Below are 26,631 nucleotides of genomic sequence, written 5' to 3'. Positions count from 1 at the left end.
GGGTAGGCTCGCCCGAGGAGTGAGTAATTCTTTATCGTCATATAGCCCCTTCCGCGCGCTCTTATGGAGTGGCGGAAGGGGCTTATTGTGTCCGTTTCCTTATTCCTCGTATCTTTTTATTATCTTTGCCGCCCAACAAACACAATAAGAATATGGGATTAAGCAAATATGAAAGCGAAGTGAAACATGTGGCACAGCCGCAGCAGCAACTATACGAACGTTTCAGCAACCTACGCAATCTGGAGGGCATCAAAGAGCGTCTCTCCGATCCCGCCGTACAAGAGCGCATGGCGGCAGAGTTGCCCGCCGACAAGTTGGAGCAGGCTCGCCAGCAGTTTCAGAACGTAGAATTTACGGAGGACGCCATCTTGCTCACAACGCCTGTGGGAAAAATCACCTTCCGCGTGGTGGAGCGCGAAGAGCCCAAACTCGTCAAGATGGGGAGCGAAGGCAGTCCCATCCCCTTGACAATCTGGATTCAGATGCTCCCAACGGATGCTTACTCCAGCAAACTCCGCGTCACCGTAGGGGCGGAAGTCAATATGTTTATGAAAGGCATGGTGGCAAAGCCTCTCCAGCAGGCTGCCGATGGGTTGGCCAACATCTTGAGCGTACTGCCATGATGCGCCATTGGAGTTGGGCGGTGACGCTTGCGGTCCTCTTTTTACTCTCGGCTTGTTCGTCCACGCCGGAGTATGCTCGCGTGCGTGCCTTCTATCGTTGTACGAACGTGGCAGCAGCTCCCGCTCTGATGCACGCCTTAGCTCCCAACAGCGGGGTGTTCTGCACCATCCGTTTTGCGGGAAGTATGAGCTACGTGGACTATGCGAACACCGCGGGCGAGCGGTCGCGCCTGAATCTCTCGGCAGCTGACAAATCCTACGGTATGCCTCAGTTTATCGCCGGCTTTATCGTGGGTCAGCTTCCCACGGCAACGCTCTCTGGCAAAGGACTTGTGGCCTACGACCTCGTATGTCCCAACTGCTACGCATCTTCTTTCATCCAACGTTCCTTAGAATTTTCCACGCAAGATGCCACCCTCGTCCATTGCAGTAGGTGCCACCGCATCTACAGCCTTGCCAACGAAGGTATTGTGGTGGAAAATGCGCAGAGTGACAGGGATAAGAAACTTTATCAATATCACATCCAATACGGCAATAATGCGATGATTATTACCAACTGACATTTTGAGCAAAAACTTAATGGGTTTACTTTGTGATACACAATCTATAAATCAGTAGAATAACTTACTGAAAAGCTATACTCTATTCTTGGGGTATAGCTTTTTATTTTTCAGAACATTAAGATTATAAACAAAAAAGTATTACAGATGTTGCAACATACACATATAATATCTACCTTCGCAAAAAGGTAACTATATACAGCGTTTTTTGAAGTATGTATAAGCCCATAAGCTTTCAATAACGAAAGTTCATCTTTAACTTTCGAAGTTAAGTGAATATATAACTCCTTTTATTCATTTAAATTCTTATAATTATGAAAAAGATATTTCTTTTAATTGTACTTCCTTTAGCGATAGTATTATTCAGCGGCTGCAAAGATTTTTTCTATTTGGATGATTACACTGAGAGTAAGCATTATGTTAATTCATACGTGCTGCCCAACACCATGGTTGTAGAACCTGCTAAGACTGTAAAGGGTACGCCTGAAGGTTTGAAAGTACGCTTTGATGGGGTTGTTCTGAGTCATTTCGCCGGTACGTATGATCCCGGCTTTCTTCAGATTGCAAAAGTTAATGGTGATACGGCATACAATAAGGAGATAAGACACTTCCGACAGGAAGCATTGGGAACACCCATTCGCAGTATCAATGTCGTAGCACTTGACAATATGGACGCAGCACATCCTGCTGGTAGTTCGCTCAATGATGTACTGACAGTGAAAAGTGTTCCACTCAATGACTATTTTAAGCACCATTATGACAGCAAGTTTATGCGTATGAATCAAGAGCAGATTCTAAAGTTATCAGCAAATCAAGTGTTAGAAAAGATGTGGGATGATTCGTTCTTGCATTTCTATTATACAGCAAATCCTGCTCTTGTACTTCCACCCGTAGAAGTTACTATTGAACTACAAAATGGAACAACATTAAAGACAAGGAGCAAGCAATGAATGGGCTTTTCCATTCACTGAACTGATGTAAAAGAGGAAAGTAGCCATAACCATATAGTGGGCTACTTTCTTTTTTCTGATAATTTTAGAACAGAAGCGAAAAGAGAACTCCTTTTCCTCTTATTTATCATATAAAGATACGGTTATCTCAATTTACCTCCCGAAAATTTGTCAGTTTCCGAATCATAGCTTATCTTTGCACCCGGTTCTGCCCGAATGGTGGAATGGTAGACACGAGGGACTTAAAATCCCTTGGTCAGTAATGGCTGTGCGGGTTCGAGTCCCGCTTCGGGCACGGAAGTTCCCAATCACCTCGTGTGGGGCGGTTGGGACTTTTTAGTATTTTGTTGGTAGAACGGTGGCTCAGAACTTTGGACAAGTGCCTTTTCTCCGTCCCTCCGATAGGGCTGCTCAACGCTCCAAACATGGTATTCAAAAATTATGGGAAGAAACAAATTTTCAGCAAAGGAAATAAAGGCTATCAGTAAGCTGTTGCGCAGAAAGAATGCTGGCAACCGCTATCAGCAGAAGCTCATACGCCATCAGTTGCGTGTGGACTACGAATTCAACATCTCCGACTTCAACGAGCCGGGCAAGGCGTTTGGCGAGGAGGATTTGCAGGCTGCCGTAGACCGCGGGGCAATCCAGGTGCTCGACGATGCTACCATCGAAGCGATGAAGGCGAAACGCGCGCGCGACAAGGCACAAAGGGAGGCCGAGCAAATGCAGGACGCTGTGGACACGGGAGAAGCCACCGACTGGCAGGAGGCGATGCGCGAATGGCAGGCCTGGGAGGACGGACAGAAAACGGAAGAATAACGACAACGACCGTATGGAAAACTTCGCAGCTATTGATTTCGAAACGGCCAACAACCAGCGCACGAGCGTGTGTAGCGTGGGCGTAGTCATTTATAGAAATGGCGTTCAAGTGGACCAGTTCTATTCGCTCATTAAGCCCGAGCCCGAAGTTTACAACTACTTCTGCACGCAGGTGCATGGTCTCACGGAGGCCGACACGCAGAACGCACCGCTCTTCCCCGAGGTGTGGGCCGAGATTGCGCCCCGCATAGAGGGGCTGCCGCTTGTGGCGCACAACAAGGCCTTCGACGAAAGTTGCCTGAAAGCCGTATTCCGCTGCTATCAGATGGACTACCCCGATTATCCTTTCTATTGCACCCTCGCGCGCTCCCGACAAGTGTGGCCCGAAGGCTCTCACACCCTCGATCTCATCGCGGCTCGCTGTGGCTACGACCTTCAAAACCATCACCATGCCTTGGCCGATGCTGAAGCCTGTGCTGCCATCGCGCGGGAGATACTGTAAGAGATTCCTTTCCTTTACTTTATACGGCGACATCCTTGTGTCGTCTTTTTTATGCATTACTTTGAGCCCTTGGGGCGTTTAAGTGAATATATCCCACTATATTTGCAGGCGAAAAAAATCCTTACATAATAAGAAATGGAAGAACCTATCACACTGGTGGTCGTGGACTGCCAACACGATTTCTGCCATCCCGCGGGCACGCTCTATGTGAAAGGGGCGGAAACAGCGGTGGAACATATCCTCCACTTTATCTCGACGGCGAACAACATCGCGGAAGTGATATTTACCGTTGACTGGCACCAAGCCAAAGACGACTCCTTCGCTCCGCAAGGCGGGCCGTGGCCGCCTCATTGCATACGTTTCTCACAAGGCGCGCAGATCGACCCACGCCTTGTGCAAGCCTGCTTGGAGCGCGACATACCCTATCAGGTGATACGCAAAGGGGAGGTGAAGGAAACCGAAGAGTATGGTGCATTCCAATATATCCTCGAACTCTCCCACGGCAAGTATCGCCTGGCCACTATGACCGACGAGGTGATTACGACCAACAGGCCCATGGCCATTTGCGGCGTGGCGGGCGACTACTGTGTGTTGGAAACGCTGAAAAACCTCGTGAAGCGCAATTTCTCTGTCCGCGTCTTTGCTCAAGGTATCGCTTCCATCGACGGCGGTAAACGCCTGGACGACTATGTACGCCAAGAGAACTTGGAGTACTGCTGAAGCAAAATATTGATCAACGACCTCGTATGATTGAGCCCACGAAAGGGCGCGAAGAAGGCGAAGGCGCACAAAAAAGTGACGGATGGTCCATTGATGAGCTTATCGGAAGGGAGAACGAGTTGGACACTTCTGGAAGTTCGAGGGCTAAATCCCTCAATATCTTTTGTGCTCTTTCGCTTATTTTGTGGGCCTTCGTGGGCAGAAATATCAGGGGCAAAAATATCCTTATTGCGTCAGCTGATACAATAAGGGCGTCAGCTGACATCCTTATTGTGTCAGCTGACATCCTTATTGTGCTGACGGGTGTGTTTAATCTGTTGATTTCTAATGTTATATGTTTAATCGCGGAGACGGGGTAAACGGTTTCTCCGGCTTTTCTTCCTCAAAAATTGGCAGCATTTAGGAAAAGCCCGTATCTTTGCTCTAATAAACTTACGCGCACCATTGGCACGGCCGATAGGAGGCGCAAAAAAACTGTTGCTATTTATGAAAATCTTTCTTGCAGCCGCGGGGCTGCTTCTCTCTCTCACATCTTGCAGCGTCTCTGTTCCAGGTGTCAAAAGCGTTGGTGCTAACGAGTTTGAAAAACTCATGCAAAACGGCGACTTACAGCTTTTGGATGTTCGCACGGCTGAAGAGTTTGCTCAAGGCCACATTCCAGGGGCCACTAATATAGATGTGCAGCAGCCCGACTTTCTCGAAAAAGCACAAGCAGCTCTCTCGCGCAAACGCATCGTGGGCATCTATTGTCGTTCGGGCAAACGCAGTATGCGCGGTGCTGAAATCCTAAACAAAGCAAAGTTCACCGTTGTCAACCTCCAAGGCGGCATCATCGAATGGCAGGATGCGCAAAAAGTCACAGAAGAGTGAAAAAACCCTTAAAACTGCAAACTGCATCAGACAATTTGTAAGTTTCCGACTTGTCTGATGGGTAAGAATAGCATCTTTATTCTCTTTTTCTCTGTTAAAAGCCCAAAAAGAATTTAATTTCTGACAAAAACGCGTAACTTCGCGGCGTGGAAAAGTGGCAGGTTCGAGCAACCCGCTGCAAGAGAGGCTTAATTCCTTTCCCCTCTAAGTTTTAAAGGACATTCTAAATCTTTTCTATTTCTTATGGAATACTATCAAAGAGTATTGTTGGCAGCCTTGACGCCTGCAGTTGCAGTTTGCGTTCAGGCACAGGTGACTACGTCCTCATTGGGCGGTCAGATCCTGAATGAGTCCAACCAACCAGTTGCAGGAGTAGTGGTAAAGGCCACTCACGTCCCTTCAGGAACGACCTACAGCGCAGTGACCAACGCCAATGGCCGTTATACCATTCAGGGTATGCGTCCGGGCGGCCCTTACACCGTAGCTATCCACTACCTGGGTTACAATGCAGAGAAGTTTGAGAACATCAATCTCGAGCTCGGCAATATGTTCCCGCTCGACGCTTCATTGTCGCCAAAATCTACTGACTTGGGCGAAGCAACGGTAGTGGCCAATCGCAAGACACGTACGGGAGCAGGCGAGAACTTCACGCTGCAAAAAATGCAGAACATCCCAACGATTGATCGTTCAGTGGCAAGCATTGTGAAGAACACGCCGATGGCCGTTTCATCCAAGAGTGGCGGTATCTCCTTCGTAGGTTCTAACAATCGCTACAACAGTTTCCAGATCGACGGTGTTGTGGCCAACGACGTGTTTGGTTTGAGTGCCGATGGTACCAACGGCGGACAAACGGGTGCAAACCCCATCTCCATGGATGCCGTTCAGGAACTCCAGGTGGTTATCGCTCCTTATGATGTTCGTCAAGGTGGCTTCACGGGTGGCGGTATCAATGTAGTGACAAAGTCGGGTACGAACGATTTCCACGGAAGTGCGTACTCCTACTTCAACAACCAGAGCATGTATGGCAAGTACAGTGCTGTGCGCGACTATGCCAAGGTGCCCCTCACCGATCAGTTTGAGCGCACCTTCGGTGGAACGCTCGGCGGTCCGATCATCAAGAACAAACTCTTCTTCTTCGCTTCTGTAGAAAACAAGAGAAAGAGCTATCCCAACAACATCTACCCCGGCTATAGCGAGAAATACATCTCAACGGATGTGGCACAGCAGGTAGTGGACCGCTACTATGCGCTGACGGGCATTCGTGATAGTTTCGGCCCACGCAACGTTGAGAGCCACAGCCTCGGCATTACGAGCCGCATCGACTGGAATATCAACGAGACCAACCACCTCACACTGCGCTATCAGCACAATAATAGCTACAAAGACGGCTATGCTGTTGGTGCCACCAGCTATTTTTTCGCTAATTCGGGCTACCGCTATAACAACAAGACCAACGACATTGTTGCAGAATGGACAAACCGCATCAGTGATAGTTTCTACAATGAGTTGCGCGCCAGTGCAAGCTTCGTGCGCGACCACCGCGAGTCACCCTACCAAGGTCCAACGGCAATGATTCAGAACGTGTATAGCGCGGACAATTCAACCCGTATCACGCTCAACATCGGTACAGAATATAGCTCTGCAGCCAATGCGCTGAACCAAGACATCTACACGCTGGAGGACAACCTTAGCTGGTACTTGGGTAGCCATACGCTGACTTTCGGTACACACAACGAAATCTACAAGGTTTCTAACCTCTTCATTCAGGCTGCTAATGGTTCTTGGACTTTCGATGGTCTTGACAATTTCCTCAACGATAAGCCCAACAGATTCAACTATAAGTACACCGACCCATCTCTCACCGGCGGTGATACGAAGTTTGCTCCAGCCATCAAGGCAGGCCAGTTTGGCTTCTATGCTCAGGACAAATGGAACGCTACTTCCAACTTCAATGTGACTTATGGTTTGCGTATCGATCTGCCTGCTGTGTTCAACAAACCAACGGCTAACGAAACTTTCAACCAATACGCTAAGAGCAAGAATCTGGATGCTCAAGTAGGTATCGTTCCGAGTACGAAACTCATGGTTAGTCCGCGTCTCGGCTTCAACTGGTACCTCACTCCGGACCACAAGACGCTCCTGCGCGGTGGTACGGGTATCTTCACCGGTCGTGTGCCTTTCGTATGGCTCAGCAACGCCTTCAATAGTAATGGTGTAGAAATGAAATCTACCACTATCTCTACGAGCGTGCCCGGTATGAACAACTACCAGCAGGTTCTCACTGATGTGGCCAAAGCCAGCGCTACGAGCCAGAAACCCGACATTGCTGTAGTGAGCAAGAAGTTTAAGTACCCACAGGTTTTCCGCTCTAACCTCGCTCTCGAACACACGCTGCCCGGCGACGTGAAGATGACGCTCGAGGCCATCTATAGCAAGACGATGAACAACGTCTTCTTCGAGAACCTTGCCATCAATCAAGTGGCAAAGACCTATGCTGTGCCTGGCAAAGAGAACTCTGCTGCTCCTTACTACAACAGTGAAAAGTCTGACTACTACAGCATCATCAATCTGAAGAATACGAACCGCGGCTACAGCTACGCCCTCAGCGCGCTCTTTGAAAAGACTTTCAACTTCGGCCTTGACCTCGCAGCAAGCTACACCTTTGGACACTCTAAGAGTGTGAACGATGGTACAAGCTCTGTTGCTTATTCTAACTGGAAGTACAACTATTCTCGCGACACCAACGGTAAGGGTGAGCTTGGCTATTCTAAGTTCGACATTCCTCACCGCGTGATGGTACGTGTGGGCTGGACTTCTCCCAAATACCTCAACGGCTGGACCAGCACGCAGATCGGTATCGTTTACAACGGTTCTAATGGTGGCCGCTACAGTCTCTCAATGAACGAGAGCGAAGACTTCAACGGCGACGGACAGAAGGGTAACAACCTCCTCTACATCCCAACGAAGGACGAACTCGCGCTGATGAACTTCGCGCCAACTATTGTGAAGGGTAAAGTGATTATGGATGCTGATCAAAACCGTGCAGCTTTTGAAAAATGGATCGAAAGCGACAGCTACGCTAAGAACCACCGCGGACAATATGCTGAACGTAATTCTAACATGACAGAATGGGAACACCAGATTGATCTCCACTTCGGTCAGAAGATTTACTGGAAGAACATCTGCAACTTTGAGTTCACCTTCGATATCATGAACTTCGCCAACTGTCTCAACAAGAAGTGGGGCGCTCAGTATAGCAACGTCTACAACGTAACTCCGCTGATGGTTTCTAAGATGACGAAGGGTGCTGATGGCAACTATACGCCGGTTTATCAGTATAACAACCCACGTCTCACAAAGAGCGATATCCTCAGCCGCTGGCACATGCAGCTCGGCTTCCGCGTAAGCTTCTAAGCGAGACCTCTATTCTCTAAGCGGACTCTTCAGAGACCGCTCACAAAAAGGCTTCACCTCCGTTCGGGGTGAAGCCTTTTCTTGTTGTCTTTTTTTGAGTTATCCTATTTCTCATTGAAGTTGATAATCATTCCCTCTACTGCATCTGCTGGCACGCCGATAGCGGCGGGTTGAGCGGATTGGGCTTGTTGTTGGAGGCGTGCAAACTCATCGTCGAAATTGTGGAAGCCGTTGATGCTGAGGTCTTCTCTAACGCGACCGCCCTCAGGGGTGATGGTTTCGTAGTGCGGAATGGCGTTGAAGCGGAAGAGTTCGCACAGTTGGTTGTATTCTGCTGGCGAAAGACAGATACACTCCTCATCGGCGAGCCATTCTTTCACATATTTCCTATATGCCTCACTGCCCTGCGGCGTGTTCTCTGCAGCGATGAAGATGAGCTTCACATCCTTGCGTTGCGCAATGCTGGCGCGCAAATCCTTACTCTTCTGGATAGCGGCACGGCAGGGAGAGCAGCCCATTCCCCAGAAATCGATGAGGAGATAGCGGCCCGGGAAGCGCGCCGATAGTTGGCGGATCCTTTCGGCCGCTGCGTTGTTGGCGGGGAGAGGCGTAGCGATGTCTTGTTCCATCATGGCTGCCGAACAGAAGAGATCGGCTTGTTGACGGATGAAGGGGGAGGAAAGAACTTCCAAGTAGGGCGATAGCATATTGTTGAGCGCGGGCAGGCTTTCCGCCTCGGCCAAGCGTTCTTGTTCTGTGAGGCTTGTGTCGGCCAGTATTCCAAGGATGAGCGCCTCATTGTTGCGCCACTCTTTGAAGTTTTCCTGAATGTCTTTGTAGATGCAGATTTGCAGTATCAGGTTGCTGTCGTTGCAACCCATTAGTTTTTTCAGTGCCGCGCGCTTGTTGTTGAGAATTTTCTGCTGAATATTGGCCGTTATCTTGACGCTGTCCATTTTTCCGAGGGAGGCAAACTGCCCTGAAAATACGGGAGGGGCGAAGCGCAGGCGGTTGATGAGGACGGGGAAGCTGCTACTGGCCGTCAGCATAGGATTGTCGAAAGGAATGCGCGATAAGAGTTTGAAATTGCTGGGATCGTTCAGCGCATCCATTTCGGCTTTGTCCGCTCCAGAAGGTTCCTTCTGTCCGTTGGCTTCTGCTTTTTTTGAAAAATCATCCTCACGGTTCATGGCATATTCAATCAATGCACTGGCAAAGCTCACTTGCAAATCAGCCAAGGCCAACTGCTCTTCCATCGGAGTGAATCCGTCGCGCTCGCTCGTAAGTGCCAGTAGCGTTAGCGCATTTTTCCAGAGCGTTTCCGCAAGGGGCTGCGCTTGGCTAAACGGCCCATTGAAATAGCGCAGGGCATTCATGATGCCATTGAAAGGGAGTTTCGCTTTGAGCCATCGTTCCGCATCTTTGCAACTCCCGTTGTTGTACTGGCACTCATATTGTCCGCGCGCGTTCTTTTGCACCGTCACATCGATGGTCTCGCCAGGGCGGGCAAAGAAAGGTATCTCGCTGAACGCTATATTGGAATTGCCCGCGAAGAAAGCCTCTCTCACGGGATAGCACGCGGGGAATTTTTTCTCGAAAGTCCCATCCGGCGCAATATTGAGCATGAGTAGTCCCTGCTCCTTCTCAAAAATGTTTTCGTAGTAACATTCTAAGTGGTTGAAACCAAATTTTGCGGCATCATAGTCCATGATGCGCCCACGAATGGTGATGGAATCGTTCTTGAACCACTCCGTTGGCAGCACATAGGGATGGCTCTCGGCGAGTGCTTCGAGCCTGGGCGTGGTGAGTGGGGTGTTTTTGTCGTGGATGCCGAGGAGCATAAACGAATAGAAGTCGTCTCCCCCTATGAAGTCGAACATACCGACGCGTTGCGGCATGGGGGCAAAATGTAGGGCGAATTGAGTCGGGCCATTTTTAGGAGAAGAAATCGGTTGGTCGAGCATGACCCCCTCGGCCGAGCGCAAGGGATATCGGTGGCCGCTTTCATCTTTCAGATAACTGCTCTTGTTGAGAATGAACGGATCTCCCGCGGGCGATTCGATGCAAAGGTGAAGCGTGGTGGCCGTATCTGTCAAGACCACTTCTCGCACAGTGATTTTTTCTTTGAATGGGATTGCGCAAGCCGTCACCTTGGGCGTTTTGATGGTTTTGAAGGTCTTGCTCCAGCCCGTCACTGTGCAGGTCAGGAGTAGAAGGGTGATAAAAAGCTGTTTCATTGTATTTAGGAAATACTACCGATTAAAAAATAAAGCCTCGAACCCCTTTCGTTGTTCAAGGCTCTTATCGTTTGTTTGCAAAAATACGTCATAATTCTGTTTTCCACCAAAGGAACATCCCAAATCCTTCATCTATATCATCATAAATTAGTAGTTTGAAGGTGGAAATCTCGCCTCCAGCGGAAGCTCACTATCTTACCCGTAACTGAAACCACAAGCATTGCGCGGGAGATTTCGCGGAATTTTCAGCCCATTTATTACCGTCGAAAATACAATAAGGATGCTGGCTGACAGAATAAGGCTGTCAGCTGACGCAATAAGGAAGCCAGCTGACAGCCTTATTGTATTTTCCAAAGCAATGAGGATATTCACGGTGCGGATAAACAGAGCCATCGGTAGCTAAGACCGCTGAAAATGTTTTTCCCTTTGTTGCATCGTTTGTAAGGAAATATCGAACTTTGTGCGGTAGGGAGACTTTTTGTTTCTATGGCAATTCCCACAACAGGAAGCCACGACATGGCAGAGCGTTTGCCCAATGCCACACTTAGCATATACGAGGGAGCTGGACATGGGGCAATTTTTCAGAAAGCCGAATTGTTTGCGAGTCAGGCAATAGCGTTTTATTTAGCAGATAGATAAATGTAAAATAGAAGAACGATGAAAGCGATTCAGATATTCAAATATAACAAGCACAACCTACGTACCGAAACCGTGGAGCTTGCTAAGCCCTCGATACAGTCCAATGAAGTGCTCGTGTGCGTCAAGGCGGCGGGTGTGAATCCTTTGGATAATTTGATCACCCGCGGGGAAGTGAAAATGGTGACTCCTTATCATTTTCCTCTAACCATGGGAAATGAGTTGGCAGGTGTCGTGGAAGCTGTCGGCGAAAAGGTGGAAGGCTTCACTGTTGGCGATAATGTTTATGCCCGTATGCCGATAGAGCATATCGGAGCTTTTGCCCGATGGGTAGCCGTGCCAGCCGATGCGCTGGCTCGAATGCCTCAAGGGCTGACTTTTACCGAGGCGGCGGCTGTGCCTCTCACTGCGCTCACGGCCTATCAAGCTCTGGAGCTGATGCATGTTGAGGCGGGGAAAGAAATTTTTATCTCGGGTGGCTCTGGCGGCCTTGGAGCGATGGCCATACCTTTGGCAAAAGCCATGGGACTAATCGTCTATACCAGTGGTAATGCTGCCAGTAGGGAACGCGTTTTGGCGCTTGGTGCTGACAAGTATTTCGACTATCGCAAGGAGAACTATGCTGTGGAGCTGAAAGGTGTGGATTATGTGCTCGATAGTGTGGGTGGGCGCGAACTGGATAAGCAGATAGGACTGCTCCGCACGGGCGGCCACATCGTATCGTTGCGGGGATTGCCCAACGGCAGTTTTGCACGCGCCTTTGGCTTGCCCAAATGGAAACAATGGCTGTTCGCGCTCGTGGGGGCAGGTTTGGACAGAAAGGCCAAGCGCCGAGGAGCTACTTATAGCTTTCTATTTGTCCAGTCGAATGGTGCACAACTCCAAAGAATTACGGCGTTGATCGAGACAACGGGTCTTCGCCCCACCATAGATAAGGTGTTCACTTTGGAGCAGGCGAATGATGCTTTGCAGCATATAGCTACCTCCAGTTCTTCAGGGAAAACAGTGTTGGCGATGGAGTAGAATTTCTTCTTAGCTTCTTGTCCGCAATGCCTATATCAGGTATTGCGGATTTTTTGTTTTGAAAAGAAAGCGTCCTTTTCAATGATTGCTGCAAACGCAATAAGGATGCTGACTGACAGAATAATGCTGTCAGCTGACGCAATAAGGATGCTGCCTGACAGGCTTATTGTATTTTCCAAAGCAATAAGGATATTCACGCACTGCTTGATGGCGTTTTGTGGAGCAACCATAATGGAGAATGGCGTGTGGACATTTGTCATAGAAAAAGAGCGAACCTGCTGTGGGGCGGGTTCGCTCTTTGCGTTGAGAGGTGGGATGCTCTTAGAGAGCCACCTTATAGGAATGGTTGCCCAGTTGGAGGACAACGGTGTTGCCTGCTGCGGCCGGAATGGTGAATGTGCGCTTAGCGGTCTGCACAAACTTGCGACCTTGGAGGTCGTAAACGCTCACGCTTTCAACGTCAGTACCTTTGAGGGTCACCGTGCGGCCTTCGACCGTGAAGAGCGGCGCATTTTCTGTGACTTGCCTGACGCCGGTGGGTTGGTAGCTGCCGTCGATGTCGAACACTACTACGGCACCCTGGCGAGCAGGGATAGCAGCGGTGTTGCTGTTTGTGCCAGCGGGCTGCTTTGTGCCGTCGATGTAGCAGTTGGCTTGACCAATGCCGGGATACTTCACGGTTCCGGCTTGTCCCTTCACATTCGTCACCGTGATGCGAGTGGCCTTGCCTGCCTTCCATGCAATGTCGACCGTGTAGTTACCAATGGCTTTGAGGCCCTTGATATGACCAGCCTTCCAAACAGAGGGGAGAGCGGGGAGCACTACGATGGTGTCCGTTGCGCTCTGCATGAGCATCTCTGCAATACCTGCACAAGCACCGAAGTTACCATCGATCTGGAACGGAGCATGTGCGTCGTAGAGATTGTAGTAGATACCGCCAGCGTACTGGTTTGTGCCGAACGATGTAGCATGGCGCAGAGCGCGGTGGAGAATCACGCGAGCGTGGTCGCCGTCTTGAGCGCGCGCCCAGAGGTTGATGCGCCAGCCCATAGACCAACCTGTTGATTCGTCGGAACGAAGTTTCAGAGAGTTGACAGCAGCCTTGAAGTAAGGGCTACCAGGTGTCACCTGATTGAAAGGATAGAGACACATCAGATGGCTCTGGTGGCGGTGGCCATCTTCGCCGCGCGTGTAGGAGCTATATTTCCATTCGCGCAGAAGGTCTTGACCGTTGCTCACGCCGTGGTGAGGAGAACCCCATTTGCCCGTATATTTTTCGATGGCGAGACCTTTATCGGCCTTCTCCAAGCGGTCTTCCAATTTTGCTTTATCAGCAGCGGAGATATTAGCATCGTTGCCCAGAATGTCGGCAGCGTCTTTGGTGTTCTGCAAGAGCTCAACCACGAGTTGCTGCGCATGAGCTACGGCATTTTCCGTAGGACCTTGTTCGGGAGAGTATTCGCTGGGGCATTCGTAAGTGCCGTCGGCTGCTAATCTCAGGCGCTCAATCCAGAACTGTGAAGCACTCCACATTGTGGGGAAGGCGCTGAGCAAGAAGTCGCGGTCGAGCGTGTAGCGATAGTGCTGCCAGAGATGAGTGGCATACCAAGCGTTGGCGATGACATAATTATGCATGAAACCACCTACACCGCCGAAGATATTGTTCTCAGTATAGCATGTCCAACCCTTCGTTTGGCCAGCATCTTTGGCATACTTCTGCCATTGACTGTGATTCATGGCCATGTTGGTGATATAATTGAGGAACGGCAGGTGCATTTCGCTTAGGTTGGTAGGTTCTGCCGGCCAGTAGTTCATCTGCACGTTGATATTGGAGTGAATATCCGAAGCCCAAGGCGGAGTGTTGCTGTTGTTCCAAATACCCTGCAAGTTGCTGGGCAGATCCACACCGCGTGAAGAAGCAATCTCGAGGTAGCGGCCGTAAGCAAAGTAGAGCTGTTCGAGCATGAGAGAAGAACCCTTCACGCCAGTAGCGTCGGCTGAGTAAGCATCCACCAGTTTGTTGGTAGGTATAGCATTCTCCGAACCTTCGAGGGAGAAATCCACACGGTCGAAGTAGTTGCGATAGTCGGCCATATGATCCGTCATGATGGCAGCCATACCTTTCTGTGCGGCAGCGTCCACGCGCTCTTTCATCGTGCTGGGAAGAGCAGCGGTGTTACTGATATATGTAGTCTTGTAAGCATCGAAATCAGTACCAGCAGCGAGATACACGCAAATCTCATCAGCATTGCGCACCTCCACGCCGTTGGCATCCGTGGTCATCGTACCGCCAACGGGTACCACCTTCATGCGAGCGTTGAATGTCACAGTGGTGAGTTTGCCGCTAAACGTTCCTTCGCCGTCGGCATAGGAGGGAGTGGCCTTTACGCCCGGTTTGAGAGTGAAGCGCAGGGAGAGACTTCCCGGTTGGTTGCAAGCGTAGCGCACTGCAATAACGCGGTCGGGGAAGCTGGCAAGGTAGGTGCGGTCGTAAGTCTTGCTGCCGTCAGCATTGGTAAAGTGTGTAGAACCAATGGCGCGGGTCAAGTCGAGCGCACGATAATAGTTTTTCACTTTCTTATCTGAGCCGAAATCGAAATCTCCGCTCAAATCTTCGGCAAAGAGGGAACCGAAGTTCTGGTATGCCCCGTAGGAACTACCGTTGTCCGTGCTCGAACCACTCCAGAGGGTTTTCTCGTTGAATTGTACTTCGTCCTTGTACGTGCCATTGAAGAGGCTCGCGCCCAACTGGCCATTACCGATGGGCAGAGAGTATTCCATCCAGTTGTTCGACGTTCCGCCGAGCGTAGCGGGCTGTGTGTACCAAAGCGTGAGTTTGGACAATCCGCTCACAGATGCAGGGTCGATGCCCTCCACCTTGTAGTCAGCGTAGGTCATGTCCTTAGGTAGGATAAATTCCACGGGGTTGTTCACATCGTTAGCCGCCCACAAACCAATCTCATGTCCCAGTTGCGCACCGCCCCATTGGTTGAAAGCGTTGTTGCCACTGATACCGTTGGCATGGATTTCCCAGTTGGGGCTAAATGCTGCCACACCTGTTGTGACCAGAGAGAAGCCGTTGGCGTCGGGCGTGGTGCGCGTTTTGATGCGTGCGGCATTGCCCGTTCCGTCCACATAGGCGTAGAGTCCGGCCTCGTTGACGAGTTGGAAGTTGCTTTGAGTGCCCACGAGTTTCCATTTCTGCGTTGGTATGGGGTCGGCAGCTGCTATTTGCACGCTCTGGCCTGCACCCTGGTCGGCCAAATAGCCACCGCCTTGGCAGAACTTTACAAAATAGGAAGTAGAGGATGTTTCGGTGCTAAACACAGGCAGTTTGGCCTCAGTAGCCACAAAACGAACGGGATTGTTGTTGTCGCCAGCGGTCCACTCACCGAGGTTCACGCCAGCCGACGTACCGCCCCATTGGTTCATGCTTTGTGACGACGTCTTGCGCTGTATCTCCCAGCAGTCGGAAGCCGCAGCGTTGGTGCTCTCTATCATCTTCAGCGCAACGCCAGTAGCGGAGGTGGTGAAGTTTGAGCTATTGAAATTAACGTAGTTGCCTTTCTTGGAGAGCAACACGAAGTTGTCCTTCGTGCCAATAAAAGCCCATTTCTGTGCATCGACATTTGCTTTTGTCGCAGTTTTGAGTGCGTTGCCGCGCCCTTGGTCTGCCAAGCAGTTGGAACCCGTCTTAAACTGAACGTGGTACCAAACTGGATTGTCGGCCGTAGAGAACGACGGCAAAACCTGCGCTTGCATCGAGCTGACGCCCAGCAAAACAAGCAGCAAGAGTAACAATTTTCTCATAGATTGTTGGTGTTTAGTAATTTGTTAAATGAATTATGGTGGCGAAGATACAAAATTTTCAGAGAAGCAGAAATACAATAAGGGAAAGCCTTTACAGATGTGTTGTTTCTGCCGGATTGTCTTTACTGTGTGTACACTTGCGCGTTTCTGCCTCTTTTCTCCGCGCCATCTTTCCTATTTGAATTATAATACTTAATTTCGCAGCAACATAATCATTAAATAACTCATAGCATTATGGCACAAACACCGGAATTCAAGTATGCTCCTATGTTCCAGCTCGGCAAGGACGACACGGAGTACTATCTGCTGACGAAAGAAGGCGTCAGCACCAGCGAGTTCGAAGGTAAGACAATTCTGAAAGTAACACCCGAAGCTCTGACACGCATGACCAATCAGGCTTTCCGCGATGTGGCTTTCCTGCTCCGCCCCGCCCACAACGCACAAGTGGCCAAGATTCTGAGCGATCCAGAGGCTTCTGACAACGACAAATACGTGGCACTCACGTTCCTGCGCAATGCAGAAATCGCAGCGAAGGGTCAGCTCCCCATCTGCCAAGATACGGGTACGGCCATCGTTCACGGAGAAAAGGGACAGCGCGTTTGGACTGATTTCGACGATGCTGAGGCTATCGCACACGGTGTCTATAAAACTTATACGGAGGAGAATCTCCGCTACTCACAGAATGCGCCGCTCTCTATGTTTGAGGAGGTGAACACGCGCTGCAACCTGCCCGCACAAATCGATATCGAAGCTGAGGAAGGCGACGAGTATAAATTCCTCTGCGTGATGAAGGGTGGCGGTTCGGCCAATAAGACGTATCTCTTCCAGGAAACGAAAGCCATTCTCAACGAGCCTACGCTCATTCCGTTCCTCATTGAAAAGATGAAGAGCCTCGGTACGGCTGCCTGTCCGCCTTACCATATCGGTATCGCCATCGGTGGTACGAGTGCGGAGAAGAACTTAATGACCGTGAAACTGGCTTCTACTCACTACTACGATAACCTCCCCACTACAGGCGACGAGACCGGCCGCGCTTTCCGCGACCTCGAACTGGAGAAACAGTTGCTCGAAGAGGCCTATAAGATAGGACTTGGGGCTCAGTTTGGCGGTAAATATTTTGCCCATGATATTCGTGTGGTTCGTTTGCCCCGCCACGGCGCAAGTCTGCCTGTAGGCATCGGCGTGAGTTGCTCGGCCGACCGTAACATTAAGTGTAAGATCAATAAGGACGGTGTTTGGATTGAGAAACTCGACGATAATCCTACGCGTTGGATTCCGGAGGAACTCCGCAACGCAGGCGAAGGCGGCGGTGTGAAAATCGACCTCGACCAACCGATGGAAGAAGTGCTCAAAGAACTCACTAAATATCCCGTAAGCACGCGCTTGAGCATGAGCGGCACTATCATTGTGGCGCGCGACATTGCCCACGCTAAGATCAAGGCGCGCATTGATGCCGGCGAGGGTATCCCTGATTATTTGAAGAACCACCCCGTGCTCTACGCTGGTCCGGCAAAGACACCGAAGGGTATGGCCTGCGGCTCTATGGGTCCGACAACTGCCAACCGCATGGACCCCTATGTAGACCTCTTCCAGAGTATGGGCGGTTCGATGGTGATGATTGCCAAGGGCAACCGCACGCAGATGGTGACCGACGCTTGCAAGAAGCACGGCGGTTTCTACCTCGGTTCGATTGGCGGCCCAGCAGCTATTCTCTCCTATAATAATATAAAGAGTATCGAGTGTGTGGAATATCCCGAACTCGGTATGGAAGCTGTGTGGAAGATTCGCGTGGAAGATTTCCCCGCCTTTATCCTCGTCGACGATAAGGGCAACGATTTCTTCAAGCAAATCAAGCCCACTTGCGGCAGCTGCAAGTAATCCCTGACAACTCCATAATTTTAGCCCCGAACATTCGCTGAATGCTCGGGGCTTTCTATTGAATAGCTGGTGCTTTGAAGAATTGGACTTGTCGGACGGGTCGGACTTGTCAGACGGGTCGGATAGGTCCGACTGGTCGGATTAGTCAGACTGGTCGGAGAAGCAGGCTGCTTTTTTTATTCTCCTTTGTTGTGGATTTTGCTGACACGTTCGCGATGGGCTTTGGCCCGTTCGGCTGCAGCTTGGGCAGCAGGGCTGTTGGCCATGTCGGCAGGCGCGATGCGATAGGTTTCGGCCAAACGGAGGAGATCCTTCACCACTTCGCCGCCCGCGATGAGACCCGCAGCAGCAGGTACGAAAGCGTTGCTGGCAGGAACGGTACGCCGCTCCGTGGGGGTGGGCATCTCCGCATCTGTCGAGAGGCAGGGGGAGGTGTCGGAGGAGTTCTGAACAGCAGCAACCGGCATCTCCTCGATGAGCGGACGGAGCGGCTGCTCCTCGCTATACACCACTTTGAGATGAGGTATGCGCAGAGTGCGAAGTTTCTTGCGGATAACTTTCGCCAGAGGGTCCATTGTCGTCTTGGTAATATCCATCACGCGAAAGGCTGTTGCATCCATTTTATTGGCTGCGCCCATACACGAAAGGATAGGCACATGAAGCTGGTGGCAACGCTTGATGAGTTCGATTTTTGCCGTGACCGTGTCGATGCAATCCACCACATAGTCGTACTGGCTCAAGTCGTAGTCGTCGGCATTTGAGGGAAGATAAAAAGTGGGATATTTATGGACAATGCAATGCGGGTTGATGTCGCGGATACGTGCCTCGGCCGCATCCACTTTGTATTGCCCCACAGTGGAATGAAGGGCTACGATTTGTCGGTTCACATTGGAGAGACACACGCGGTCGTTGTCGAAAAGGGCGAGTTCGCCCACGCCGCTGCGGGCGAGTACTTCCACAACATAGCCGCCTACGCCGCCCACACCGAAAACCGCCACGCTGCTACCTTCGAGCGTATCGATGGCTGGACGACCTAAGAGGAGTTGGGTTCGAGAATGTTGTTCTTGCATAATGGGTGGGAAAAGGCCGAGCCGCGGCAGCACGGAAACGAGAGAAGGTGCTGCAAACTGGCTCGGCTTTTAGGGATATGAGAGAATGAATCAGAGCGGACGGCCTTCGCTGTCGTACTGATTGAAAAGAAAATCGTTGTAGGGATATTTCTGAACGTGAAGCTGGCGCACACGATTATAGAGCAAGTCGCGGAGTTCGTCGATGTTGAGGCGCTCTCGGGCGGAGATGAAAATACAGTTCTCGCCCATCTTGTTCATCCAAGTTTGTTGCAGCTCTACCAAGCTCACGTTCTCGCTACCTGCCGGCGTGAGGTCGTCAGCCTCCTTCTCCGTCCAGGTGTAAGCGTCCACTTTGTTGAACACGATAATGACAGGTTTCTCTGCACAGCCCAAGTCGGCCAGTGTGCGGTTGACTACATCGATTTGCTCCTCGAAATCGGGGTGCGAAATATCGACAACGTGGAGCAGGAGGTCGGCCTCGCGCACCTCATCAAGGGTGGATTTGAACGAATCAACGAGGTCGGTGGGAATCTTGCGGATGAAGCCGACGGTGTCGGAGAGGAGGAACGGCAGATTGTCGATGACTACCTTTCGAACTGTTGTGTCGAGCGTGGCGAAGAGTTTGTTCTCTGCGAACACCTCCGTCTTGGCCATGAGGTTGAGGAGCGTGGATTTTCCCACGTTTGTATAGCCCACTAAAGCCACGCGAATCATGCGGCCGCGGTTGGAACGCTGCGTGCGCTTTTGTTTGTCGATTTCCGACAAGCGACTTTTGAGCAATGCCATGCGGTTGAGGATGATTCGGCGGTCCATCTCGAGCTGCGTCTCACCCGGACCGCGAAGTCCTACTGAACCTTTTCCGCCGCCCGAGCCAGAGCCGCCGCCCTGGCGTTCGAGGTGAGTCCACATTCGCTGTAAGCGCGGCAGCATATATTTGTATTGAGCCAGCTCCACCTGCGTTTTGGCGTTCGCCGTCTGGGCACGCATGGCAAAGATGTCGAGGATGAGTTGCGTTCGGTCGATGACGCGCACTTTCAGCTCGTTCTCAATGTTGCGGATCTGCTTTGCGCTGAGCTCGTCGTCAAAGACCACCATGTCTACGTCCCGCTCCGCTTCGAGTTCGGACTCGATCCAGCGGCGCATCTCTTCGAGCTTTCCCTTGCCCACATACGTGACGGAATGAGGCCCATCGAGCTTCTGCGTGAAGCGTTTAACGCATTCCGCGCCAGCCGTCTCGGCCAGAAAAGCTAACTCGTCGAGGTATTCGTTAGCTTGGCGTTCGTCCTGCGTTTTGGTGATGAGCGCAACGAGCACCGCCTTTTCCACGTGGTTCTCTATTTTTTCTATTTCGAACATAATGATTGGTTTGACTGCAAAAATACGATATTGTGATAAAAACGCCAAATAAGCCTATCGGCAGTGCGGGCGGATTTTTAGGCACAGTCCATGGGACTGCTCCTCTGCTCTGTGCGTTTTCTCGCTTCTCCCTACTGGATCATGATTTCACAGAGCCGTTGCTGAATGGGGCGGGCATCGAGGATGGACATCTGGCTATTGAGGATGGCGAAAGCCAAGAGATGGCCGTTGCGACCGCGGCAAAAGCCCGACAGCGTGGAGATGCCGTAGGGGCGAGTGAGTGTGCCGGTTTTGGCCTGAATCTTACCGCGCGCCGTGCTGCGTTCCATCATGTGGAGGAAAGAGCCGCTGGTGCCTGAGATGGGGAGGTGGGCACGCATCATGCGGAAGATCTGGGGCCGCTGATAGGCGTAGCGCAGGGTCTTAACGAGGAGTTCGGCCGTCACGCGGTTTTCGGAGCAGAGGCCGCAGGCGTCGTGGATGACATTCGTTCCGGTGCTGTCGAGCTGCTCGCGCACGAAGCGATGGATATAGTCCACGCCGCGCTGGCGCAGGTCGTGGCGGTCGGGGCTTGCGGACGCGCTGGGCGACGACTCTAAGCCGAGGGTGTAGAGGAGGCCGCTGCTTTGCGTGTTACTACTGTTGTGCCATGCCCGCCCAAGGACGAGGCCCATTTGGCGGTTGAAGCGGAAGATTCGGCGCGCTCCATGGGGTACTGTGCCTATGCCCACGCGCTCGGCACTCACTCTGATACCGGCGCGCTGCAGGGCGTTGTGGAGTTGGCGCAAGATGATGGGGCGCGGTTGGTAGAAGAGTCCGTACTGGGGTAGCACCACATCGCCAGGGCCCCAGTGTTGCTCGGGTGTGGGTACTTCATCGTGGACGGGCGAGAAAAGGACGTTGCCCTCCACCTCCAGGATGCCGTGCCGCTTCAAGGCGTTGGTGAACATGACGAGGTCGGGAGCGTAGAGTTGCGGGTCGAGACTGCCTTGCAGCACTACATCACCCTGCAATACGCCGTTGCGGATGCGCCCCTTCACGTAGAGCGTTGTGCGGTAGAGGTATTTGTCCGTGAGCAGGTGCAGAGCTGCCACGCCACTGATGAGTTTCATGCACGAAGCCGGCGGCATTGGGGCTTGTTCGCGATAGCCGAAAACGGGTTTGTCGGCCGTGAGATCGTAGACATAAAGTCCCAAATGCTCACCTTGCCGTTTTTGCTCCACATAGTCGGCCAGCTGCTGGCGGAGCGCATCGTCCACCACCGTGTCAGCAGAGCTTTGCAGATTATTTTTATTGTGCTGATTTTTGCCACTGCTGCAACTGGTGAGTGTTAGCAGTAGGGCGGGGAGGTATAGAAAAAGTCTGTGAAACATTCGGTGTGTGTTAAGTCTTACGCAAAAATACATCAAAAAAGTGGTTGCTTTGCGGAATTAAAGAATTTTAGGTGCAAAGCGCGCGAATTCCCGCTGAAACGTATTTCTCCGACTATTTTGACATATAAAAGCTCTTTTCTCTTGTTCTTTTGTCAGTTTTTTCTCGTTCTTTTCTTCTCTCCATTTTTTGCCACTCTTAGGATAAATATGAGGGGCACAACGTAGGAAAAAAAACGTTGCACCCCTCTTTCTGAAACTTACAATTATGAGAAAACTGTTCAGTCTATGTACTTGGGCGAAGGCCCATACTTATTGCTGTACGTACTCGAATCGTTGGTGCAGAACACCAAGATGGTGATACTGAGCGCAAAGCTGATCAGAGCGCAAAGCGAGAGAATCACTATCGCCCATATGCGACCGTCCCATACGGCTAGCGGGAGTGTAGGTATCATTGGAAGTGTCGACAAGAAAAGATCGACAATCCAACCGCCGCTCCGTCCCGTGTCGTGTAAGCGGCGCACCGCAACGGCAAGGGAAGGGATGAGTGTTGCCAAAGAATAGAGATAAACAAGGAATTTTACCCAAACAAGTCCCGTGATAATAGAGATAGTGAAAAATGCAAACTGCAAACCCATGGTCACAATAGTGTTGAATAGTGCGAACCACCAGAATTCCGAGCGGCGCGAGCGTCCACTGAAGATGGCGTAGTCGCGGAATGCCTTTTTTACTGCTTTCGGAAACGAAAGCATCGGTTTTGTTTGCATGATTTAAGTAGTTGTGTAGATGTTAACCTTAGTTGGGATAGGCAAATATATATACTATATTTCATTATGCCAAGTAAAGTTGACAAAATCTATGATAAAATCGTAAAAAACTTTATCTCTTCCCCTCCCATACCCTCTTTTATCTCTTTTTTACCCCATAAATTTACAATTCGAACCGAATGTGTGTAGCGAAGGGATGATACAGAATGCGTTGCGGAATATGAGCACGTTTTCTTCCACGAGAGAAACTGTCCGATTTTGTTGTCACGTTGTCAGTATGAAGTAAACACGCTGATATATAATTGCTTAAATGCGTGACAATGAATTTCGCTATTGATTTTGTTGTCACACTGTTATCACGCTCACAATACGCACATTTCCAATTCATTATAGCAAAAACGTGACAACGTGACGACGTGACAACACGAAAACAAAACAGGAGGAGAGGGTGTATCCTCTTCGCTTCGGTCTTCCTTACTGTCTGCTCCGCTACAATAAGGGCGTCGGCTGACGCAATAAGGATGTCAGCTGACAGCCTTATTGTATTCTCAAACGCAATAAGGATATGGACGAAGAAATCTATAATATACTTTTTTGCCTCTGGGATTTTTTCAAGAAAATGAATAGAAATATGAACCTTACAGCGGCCACTCATGGTAAAGTGGCACTATGTTTTTCTGGCAGAGTATCTAATCTTTATGATAGCTCATAGGAATGATATACAGATTCTCTAATACTTCAATGCTCCACAGTTGAAATAAAAACTACTACCAGAATCCTCAATCCACGCACCCCAGGCGGGGTGCGACACTGATTGACAAGGTATTTCTTAAGTACGTCAAAGTTTCAATCCACGCACCCCAGGCGGGGTGCGACCGTGATTATTTTCGATAAAAGTGTGATTTATGATGTTTCAATCCACGCACCCCAGGCGGGGTGCGACTCCCTCGTCATCACCGTTAGGACTGTACTTTTCGTTTCAATCCACGCACCCCAGGCGGGGTGCAACCACATCGTTTGAGGATACCTGGAAGCTGACAGAAGTTTCAATCCACGCACCCCAAGCGGGGTGCGACTCCCTCGTCATCACCGTTAGGACTGTACTTTTCGTTTCAATCCACGCACCCCAGGCGGGGTGCGACCTCCCCCGCTTCTTCCTGGAGCAAATCACGGACATGTTTCAATCCACGCACCCCAGGCGGGGTGCGACGGGAACGGGGCTTTGTCTACTACGACATCTCGCAGTTTCAATCCACGCACCCCAGGCGGGGTGCGACGACTTGCCGGGACCAAGCGGATTGCCGGGCTCTTGTTTCAATCCACGCACCCCAGGCGGGGTGCGACCATCACCTCTCTCATCTGGTGCCCCTCCCTGATCCGTTTCAATCCACGCACCCCAGGCGGGGTGCGACCTCCCGGCCAGTGCGGGGTCGTGCTCCAGTATAAGTTTCAATCCACGCACCCCAGGCGGGGTGCGACGCTCACTTGCTCGCTCACAGCCCTTCAGTATGTCGTTTCAATCCACGCACCCCAGGCGGGGTGCGACTACATCTAAATGATGAGGAAGTAAAACAAAAAACTGTTTCAATCCACGCACCCCAGGCGGGGTGCGACGGTACGCGTTGCACAGCGAAGCAGCAGGGTAATAGTTTCAATCCACGCACCCCAGGCGGGGTGCGACTCGGAATAGCATTGGGGTGCATGGGCATGGGTATGTTTCAATCCACGCACCCCAGGCGGGGTGCGACGCGATATTATAGTTGACCTAGGTGATATGTTCTGGTTTCAATCCACGCACCCCAGGCGGGGTGCGACAGACGTTGCCAAATTAAAGCGCTCCGATGTGAAGTTTCAATCCACGCACCCCAGGCGGGGTGCGACTGTATAAAAAGGAAAGGGCTGAAAGTCAGGGTAATATGTGGTACGTTTTGCGAACGTATTGGTGTGGATTTCCTTTGAATAAACTTTCTGACTTTTCCTTTAAGTTAAGTAGTTGATAATCTGAGACTGCGAAACTGCGATGATTTATGTAGAGCATAAGGTTCGCATTTTAGATCATCAAGAGACTTTCTATGTTATAAGACGTGATTTTACCTATAATTATTGTGCTTTGTTGTGAATTATTTTTTAGATGATAGATTCGGATGCTATCAGATTCTTTGTCTATTATATTTTCGAGTTTATTTTTCAGAAGTACGAATTGGGATTCATCAACGTCGCATTCGAAAACTGAATTTTGAACGCGTTGTCCAAAATCTTTACAAGCTTTTGCTACAAGGCGGAGTCTTTTCTGTCCTTCTTTTGTGATTGTTTCAACATCGTAGGTTATGAGAAGTTTCATGGTGTTAGGGAATTAAGAAAACGGGGTAGTTATCGATGTCGTGGCGTATGTATCGTGCAAGGAGCATAGCTTGGGCATGGGGAATTAAACCGATTTCTATTTTCTCGTTCAGATACGGATGTATGATTGTTTCTCGCTTTCGACTTTGCCATGCTGTAAGAAACACTTTGCGTCCTTTGTCGGTAAGTAGGATACCATTCTCTCCTTGTTGGAGGAAGTCGGTCCGAGTGATTTGTTTGCGATTGATGAGAGATAGGACGAATCGATCACCAAGATAGGCTCTAAGTTCTTCCATTAAGTCTAATGCTAAGGTTGCTCGTCCAGGGCGTAGCGCATGGAAGAAACCGACGTAAGGGTCAAGACCTACGCTTTCTAAAGCTGCTTTTATGTCATTGGCGATAAGAGTGTATGCAAAAGAAAGTAAGGTGTTAACTGGATCTTTTGGAGGGCGTCTATTTCGGCCGTTAAAAGGGAAATCTGCATTTTGTTGTGTAATTAGATTGGGGAAGATGGAAAAGTATTCGTTAGCTGCAATACCTTCTATGCCTCTTAGTGTGTCTTTGTTATCAGCTTGTAGAGCTTCATTTTTCCTGAAGTTGAGAGTCTTTGAAATTTGTTCTATCTCTGGAAATGAGCCATAGTCACGTATGCAGCGTTGCACAATGTTGCGATAGTTTCGTATTTTGGCAGCGATGAGTAGTCGAGAGATTTGTAGCGACCATTCTTCGTCGTTTGCATTTTGATATTGTGCTTTTCGGAGCAGGACATTCCCCCGTGTTGGACCTTGAAAATGTCCTATAAAGCGACCTGCAGGGGAAAGGAAAGTGAGTGATACTCCTTTTTCTGCACAAAGAGACATGAGTCCAGGACTGGCTCCCATATAGCCAAAAGTGACGATGCTCTCTATATTGATAATGGGAATTCTGAAAACTTCTTCTTGCTTGACAGATACTACAATATTCTCGCTGTCTTTGCTAAGGTAGGCCTCTGGCGTAGTGATATAGAGTGTGTTAAGGAGTTTTCTCATAGAGATATTTATTGAGATAGGTTGCAACTTTTGTAGCTTTAGCAGAACTTGGCATACAATTATTTTTGAGTGAGCAATTCTGGCAATGGTGTTGGAGGTTGATAGCTGGGAGGCGTTTTTCATTGAAGATGTGATGCATCTTTTCTGCTATCTCTCTTACGATGGTTCGTAAATGCTCTGTTATTTCGATTTCCTGCCGATGTTTTATAGCTCCATAGAAGAAGTACGCTTGATGTAGCTGAATATGGTACATTTCTTCTATGCACATCACTTGTGCTGTTAGCTGTACCTCATCAGTTTCGTCTCTTTTGGGTTTGCCGTGTTTATATTCAATAGGAAACGGTGTCCACAGTCCAGGATATTTGGGATGTTGTATGCTGTTAGTTTCATTGAATGTAGGATGAAGTTCGATTACATCTGCTATTCCGTATAGTCCCAGTTCTTTGGAGGCGATATGAACAGAGCGTAAGCAAATGTTATCTCCGCATTTCTGCCGGTAGAACGGATCGTCCACATTTCGGTGCATCAAGCTTCCTTCTGTTGTCAGACGATTGTCCTCCCATTGTTGTTCTAAATGGATTAAAGCCCATTGTCGGGGACAGAACTTGAAGTGCTGTATCCCCGACAACATGAGCATATCGTCTTCTGCGTACATATA

At 50.1% G+C, this 26,631-nt stretch carries 20 protein-coding genes, 1 tRNA gene and 1 CRISPR repeat array; of the genes, 11 read left to right on the top strand and 10 right to left on the bottom strand.

All coding sequences use genetic code 11. The features are described from left to right. Nucleotides 1-152: 152 nt before the first annotated feature. The 9 genes from FHS60_RS05710 to FHS60_RS05670 all read left to right on the top strand — a co-directional run bounded on the left by FHS60_RS05710 (nucleotide 153) and on the right by FHS60_RS05670 (nucleotide 8,458). Complete coding sequence (locus FHS60_RS05710) at nucleotides 153-623, top strand: hypothetical protein (protein WP_183696239.1); 471 nt, start codon at nucleotides 153-155, stop codon at nucleotides 621-623. Continuing rightward, complete coding sequence (locus FHS60_RS05705) at nucleotides 620-1,183, top strand: hypothetical protein (RefSeq protein WP_183696236.1); 564 nt, start codon at nucleotides 620-622, stop codon at nucleotides 1,181-1,183. Before FHS60_RS05710 ends, FHS60_RS05705 begins: the two co-directional genes overlap by 4 nt. Before the next feature lie 314 nt (nucleotides 1,184-1,497). Beyond that, nucleotides 1,498-2,133, top strand: a complete 636-nt coding sequence (locus FHS60_RS05700; RefSeq protein ID WP_183696233.1) for a hypothetical protein — start codon at nucleotides 1,498-1,500, stop codon at nucleotides 2,131-2,133. A gap of 210 nt (nucleotides 2,134-2,343) precedes the next feature. Next, nucleotides 2,344-2,428 (top strand) — tRNA-Leu (locus FHS60_RS05695). A 146-nt stretch (nucleotides 2,429-2,574) separates the two neighbouring features. Continuing rightward, nucleotides 2,575-2,952, top strand: coding sequence for a hypothetical protein (locus FHS60_RS05690; RefSeq protein ID WP_183696230.1), 378 nt, complete (start codon nucleotides 2,575-2,577; stop codon nucleotides 2,950-2,952). Nucleotides 2,953-2,965: 13 nt separating this feature from the next. Next, on the top strand, nucleotides 2,966-3,454 hold the full coding sequence (locus FHS60_RS05685) for a 3'-5' exonuclease (protein WP_183696227.1): 489 nt from the start codon (nucleotides 2,966-2,968) through the stop codon (nucleotides 3,452-3,454). A 135-nt stretch (nucleotides 3,455-3,589) separates the two neighbouring features. Then, the gene (locus FHS60_RS05680) at nucleotides 3,590-4,174 is read left to right on the top strand and encodes an isochorismatase family protein (protein ID WP_183696224.1); all 585 of its coding nucleotides are present in this window, start codon (nucleotides 3,590-3,592) and stop codon (nucleotides 4,172-4,174) included. A gap of 486 nt (nucleotides 4,175-4,660) precedes the next feature. Then, nucleotides 4,661-5,044 carry a rhodanese-like domain-containing protein gene (locus tag FHS60_RS05675; protein ID WP_183696221.1) on the top strand — a complete coding sequence of 128 codons (384 nt, stop codon included), beginning with the start codon at nucleotides 4,661-4,663 and terminating at the stop codon, nucleotides 5,042-5,044. A 243-nt stretch (nucleotides 5,045-5,287) separates the two neighbouring features. Continuing rightward, nucleotides 5,288-8,458, top strand: a complete 3,171-nt coding sequence (locus FHS60_RS05670; RefSeq protein ID WP_183696218.1) for a TonB-dependent receptor — start codon at nucleotides 5,288-5,290, stop codon at nucleotides 8,456-8,458. Nucleotides 8,459-8,562: 104 nt separating this feature from the next. Here the strand turns inward: FHS60_RS05670 and FHS60_RS05665 are convergent, their stop codons facing one another. After that, nucleotides 8,563-10,695, bottom strand: a complete 2,133-nt coding sequence (locus FHS60_RS05665; RefSeq protein ID WP_183696215.1) for a TlpA family protein disulfide reductase — start codon at nucleotides 10,693-10,695, stop codon at nucleotides 8,563-8,565. A gap of 657 nt (nucleotides 10,696-11,352) precedes the next feature. Between FHS60_RS05665 and FHS60_RS05660 the strand changes: the two genes are divergently transcribed. Next, entirely contained in the window at nucleotides 11,353-12,354 is a 1,002-nt protein-coding gene (locus FHS60_RS05660; protein WP_183696212.1) for an NADP-dependent oxidoreductase, read from the top strand. A 35-nt stretch (nucleotides 12,355-12,389) separates the two neighbouring features. Here FHS60_RS05660 and FHS60_RS05655 read toward each other — a convergent pair whose 3' ends face one another. Together FHS60_RS05655 and FHS60_RS05650 are read right to left on the bottom strand one after the other, a co-directional pair. After that, nucleotides 12,390-12,614, bottom strand: a complete 225-nt coding sequence (locus FHS60_RS05655) for a hypothetical protein (protein ID WP_183696209.1) — start codon at nucleotides 12,612-12,614, stop codon at nucleotides 12,390-12,392. 61 nt (nucleotides 12,615-12,675) lie between these two features. Further along, complete coding sequence (locus FHS60_RS05650) at nucleotides 12,676-16,164, bottom strand: glycoside hydrolase family 95 protein (protein ID WP_244957442.1); 3,489 nt, start codon at nucleotides 16,162-16,164, stop codon at nucleotides 12,676-12,678. A 234-nt stretch (nucleotides 16,165-16,398) separates the two neighbouring features. Here FHS60_RS05650 and FHS60_RS05645 point away from each other — a divergent pair, with 234 nt between their 5' ends. Continuing rightward, a complete protein-coding gene (locus FHS60_RS05645; RefSeq protein WP_183696206.1) occupies nucleotides 16,399-18,042 on the top strand; it encodes a fumarate hydratase in 1,644 nt (547 codons plus the stop codon). Between the two features lie 176 nt (nucleotides 18,043-18,218). On the opposite strand, the gene FHS60_RS05640 is transcribed toward FHS60_RS05645, so the two are convergent. The 7 genes from FHS60_RS05640 to cas4 all read right to left on the bottom strand — a co-directional run bounded on the left by FHS60_RS05640 (nucleotide 18,219) and on the right by cas4 (nucleotide 26,628). After that, nucleotides 18,219-19,112, bottom strand: coding sequence for a tRNA threonylcarbamoyladenosine dehydratase (locus FHS60_RS05640; RefSeq protein ID WP_183696204.1), 894 nt, complete (start codon nucleotides 19,110-19,112; stop codon nucleotides 18,219-18,221). Nucleotides 19,113-19,202: 90 nt separating this feature from the next. Further along, nucleotides 19,203-20,468 (bottom strand): GTPase HflX, encoded by a 1,266-nt coding sequence (gene hflX, locus FHS60_RS05635; RefSeq protein WP_183696200.1) that lies wholly within the window; start codon nucleotides 20,466-20,468, stop codon nucleotides 19,203-19,205. A gap of 131 nt (nucleotides 20,469-20,599) precedes the next feature. Beyond that, nucleotides 20,600-21,841, bottom strand: coding sequence for a D-alanyl-D-alanine carboxypeptidase/D-alanyl-D-alanine-endopeptidase (locus FHS60_RS05630; RefSeq protein WP_183696196.1), 1,242 nt, complete (start codon nucleotides 21,839-21,841; stop codon nucleotides 20,600-20,602). A 278-nt stretch (nucleotides 21,842-22,119) separates the two neighbouring features. Beyond that, entirely contained in the window at nucleotides 22,120-22,605 is a 486-nt protein-coding gene (locus tag FHS60_RS05625) for a DUF805 domain-containing protein (protein WP_221189642.1), read from the bottom strand. Nucleotides 22,606-23,381: 776 nt separating this feature from the next. Then, nucleotides 23,382-24,486: direct repeats of the CRISPR family, unit length 33 nt; unit sequence GTTTCAATCCACGCACCCCAGGCGGGGTGCGAC. 169 nt (nucleotides 24,487-24,655) lie between these two features. Further along, on the bottom strand, nucleotides 24,656-24,946 hold the full coding sequence (gene cas2, locus FHS60_RS05620) for a CRISPR-associated endonuclease Cas2 (protein WP_183696193.1): 291 nt from the start codon (nucleotides 24,944-24,946) through the stop codon (nucleotides 24,656-24,658). A gap of 4 nt (nucleotides 24,947-24,950) precedes the next feature. Next, complete coding sequence (gene cas1c / locus FHS60_RS05615; RefSeq protein ID WP_183696189.1) at nucleotides 24,951-25,973, bottom strand: type I-C CRISPR-associated endonuclease Cas1c; 1,023 nt, start codon at nucleotides 25,971-25,973, stop codon at nucleotides 24,951-24,953. Further along, the gene (gene cas4, locus FHS60_RS05610; RefSeq protein ID WP_183696186.1) at nucleotides 25,957-26,628 is read right to left on the bottom strand and encodes a CRISPR-associated protein Cas4; all 672 of its coding nucleotides are present in this window, start codon (nucleotides 26,626-26,628) and stop codon (nucleotides 25,957-25,959) included. Before cas4 ends, cas1c begins: the two co-directional genes overlap by 17 nt. Nucleotides 26,629-26,631: the final 3 nt, after the last annotated feature.

This window comes from Alloprevotella rava (genome assembly GCF_014195585.1).
In the GTDB taxonomy this organism is placed as follows: domain Bacteria; phylum Bacteroidota; class Bacteroidia; order Bacteroidales; family Bacteroidaceae; genus Alloprevotella; species Alloprevotella rava.
The sequence above is the reverse complement of the archived record's forward strand: the minus strand, read 5'-3'. Positions and strand labels throughout refer to the sequence as shown.

Coding starts and splice junctions, on each gene's coding strand:
- cas1c (WP_183696189.1), bottom strand. CDS start 25,973: ATGAGAAAACTCCTTAACACACTCTATATCACTACGCCAGAGGCCTAC.
- FHS60_RS05665 (WP_183696215.1), bottom strand. CDS start 10,695: ATGAAACAGCTTTTTATCACCCTTCTACTCCTGACCTGCACAGTGACG.
- FHS60_RS05685 (WP_183696227.1), top strand. CDS start 2,966: ATGGAAAACTTCGCAGCTATTGATTTCGAAACGGCCAACAACCAGCGC.
- FHS60_RS05700 (WP_183696233.1), top strand. CDS start 1,498: ATGAAAAAGATATTTCTTTTAATTGTACTTCCTTTAGCGATAGTATTA.
- FHS60_RS05625 (WP_221189642.1), bottom strand. CDS start 22,605: ATGCAAACAAAACCGATGCTTTCGTTTCCGAAAGCAGTAAAAAAGGCA.
- FHS60_RS05680 (WP_183696224.1), top strand. CDS start 3,590: ATGGAAGAACCTATCACACTGGTGGTCGTGGACTGCCAACACGATTTC.
- FHS60_RS05660 (WP_183696212.1), top strand. CDS start 11,353: ATGAAAGCGATTCAGATATTCAAATATAACAAGCACAACCTACGTACC.
- FHS60_RS05650 (WP_244957442.1), bottom strand. CDS start 16,164: ATGAGAAAATTGTTACTCTTGCTGCTTGTTTTGCTGGGCGTCAGCTCG.
- hflX (WP_183696200.1), bottom strand. CDS start 20,468: ATGTTCGAAATAGAAAAAATAGAGAACCACGTGGAAAAGGCGGTGCTC.
- FHS60_RS05645 (WP_183696206.1), top strand. CDS start 16,399: ATGGCACAAACACCGGAATTCAAGTATGCTCCTATGTTCCAGCTCGGC.
- FHS60_RS05655 (WP_183696209.1), bottom strand. CDS start 12,614: ATGACAAATGTCCACACGCCATTCTCCATTATGGTTGCTCCACAAAAC.
- FHS60_RS05630 (WP_183696196.1), bottom strand. CDS start 21,841: ATGTTTCACAGACTTTTTCTATACCTCCCCGCCCTACTGCTAACACTC.
- cas2 (WP_183696193.1), bottom strand. CDS start 24,946: ATGAAACTTCTCATAACCTACGATGTTGAAACAATCACAAAAGAAGGA.
- cas4 (WP_183696186.1), bottom strand. CDS start 26,628: ATGTACGCAGAAGACGATATGCTCATGTTGTCGGGGATACAGCACTTC.
- FHS60_RS05675 (WP_183696221.1), top strand. CDS start 4,661: ATGAAAATCTTTCTTGCAGCCGCGGGGCTGCTTCTCTCTCTCACATCT.
- FHS60_RS05640 (WP_183696204.1), bottom strand. CDS start 19,112: ATGCAAGAACAACATTCTCGAACCCAACTCCTCTTAGGTCGTCCAGCC.
- FHS60_RS05690 (WP_183696230.1), top strand. CDS start 2,575: ATGGGAAGAAACAAATTTTCAGCAAAGGAAATAAAGGCTATCAGTAAG.
- FHS60_RS05670 (WP_183696218.1), top strand. CDS start 5,288: ATGGAATACTATCAAAGAGTATTGTTGGCAGCCTTGACGCCTGCAGTT.
- FHS60_RS05705 (WP_183696236.1), top strand. CDS start 620: ATGATGCGCCATTGGAGTTGGGCGGTGACGCTTGCGGTCCTCTTTTTA.
- FHS60_RS05710 (WP_183696239.1), top strand. CDS start 153: ATGGGATTAAGCAAATATGAAAGCGAAGTGAAACATGTGGCACAGCCG.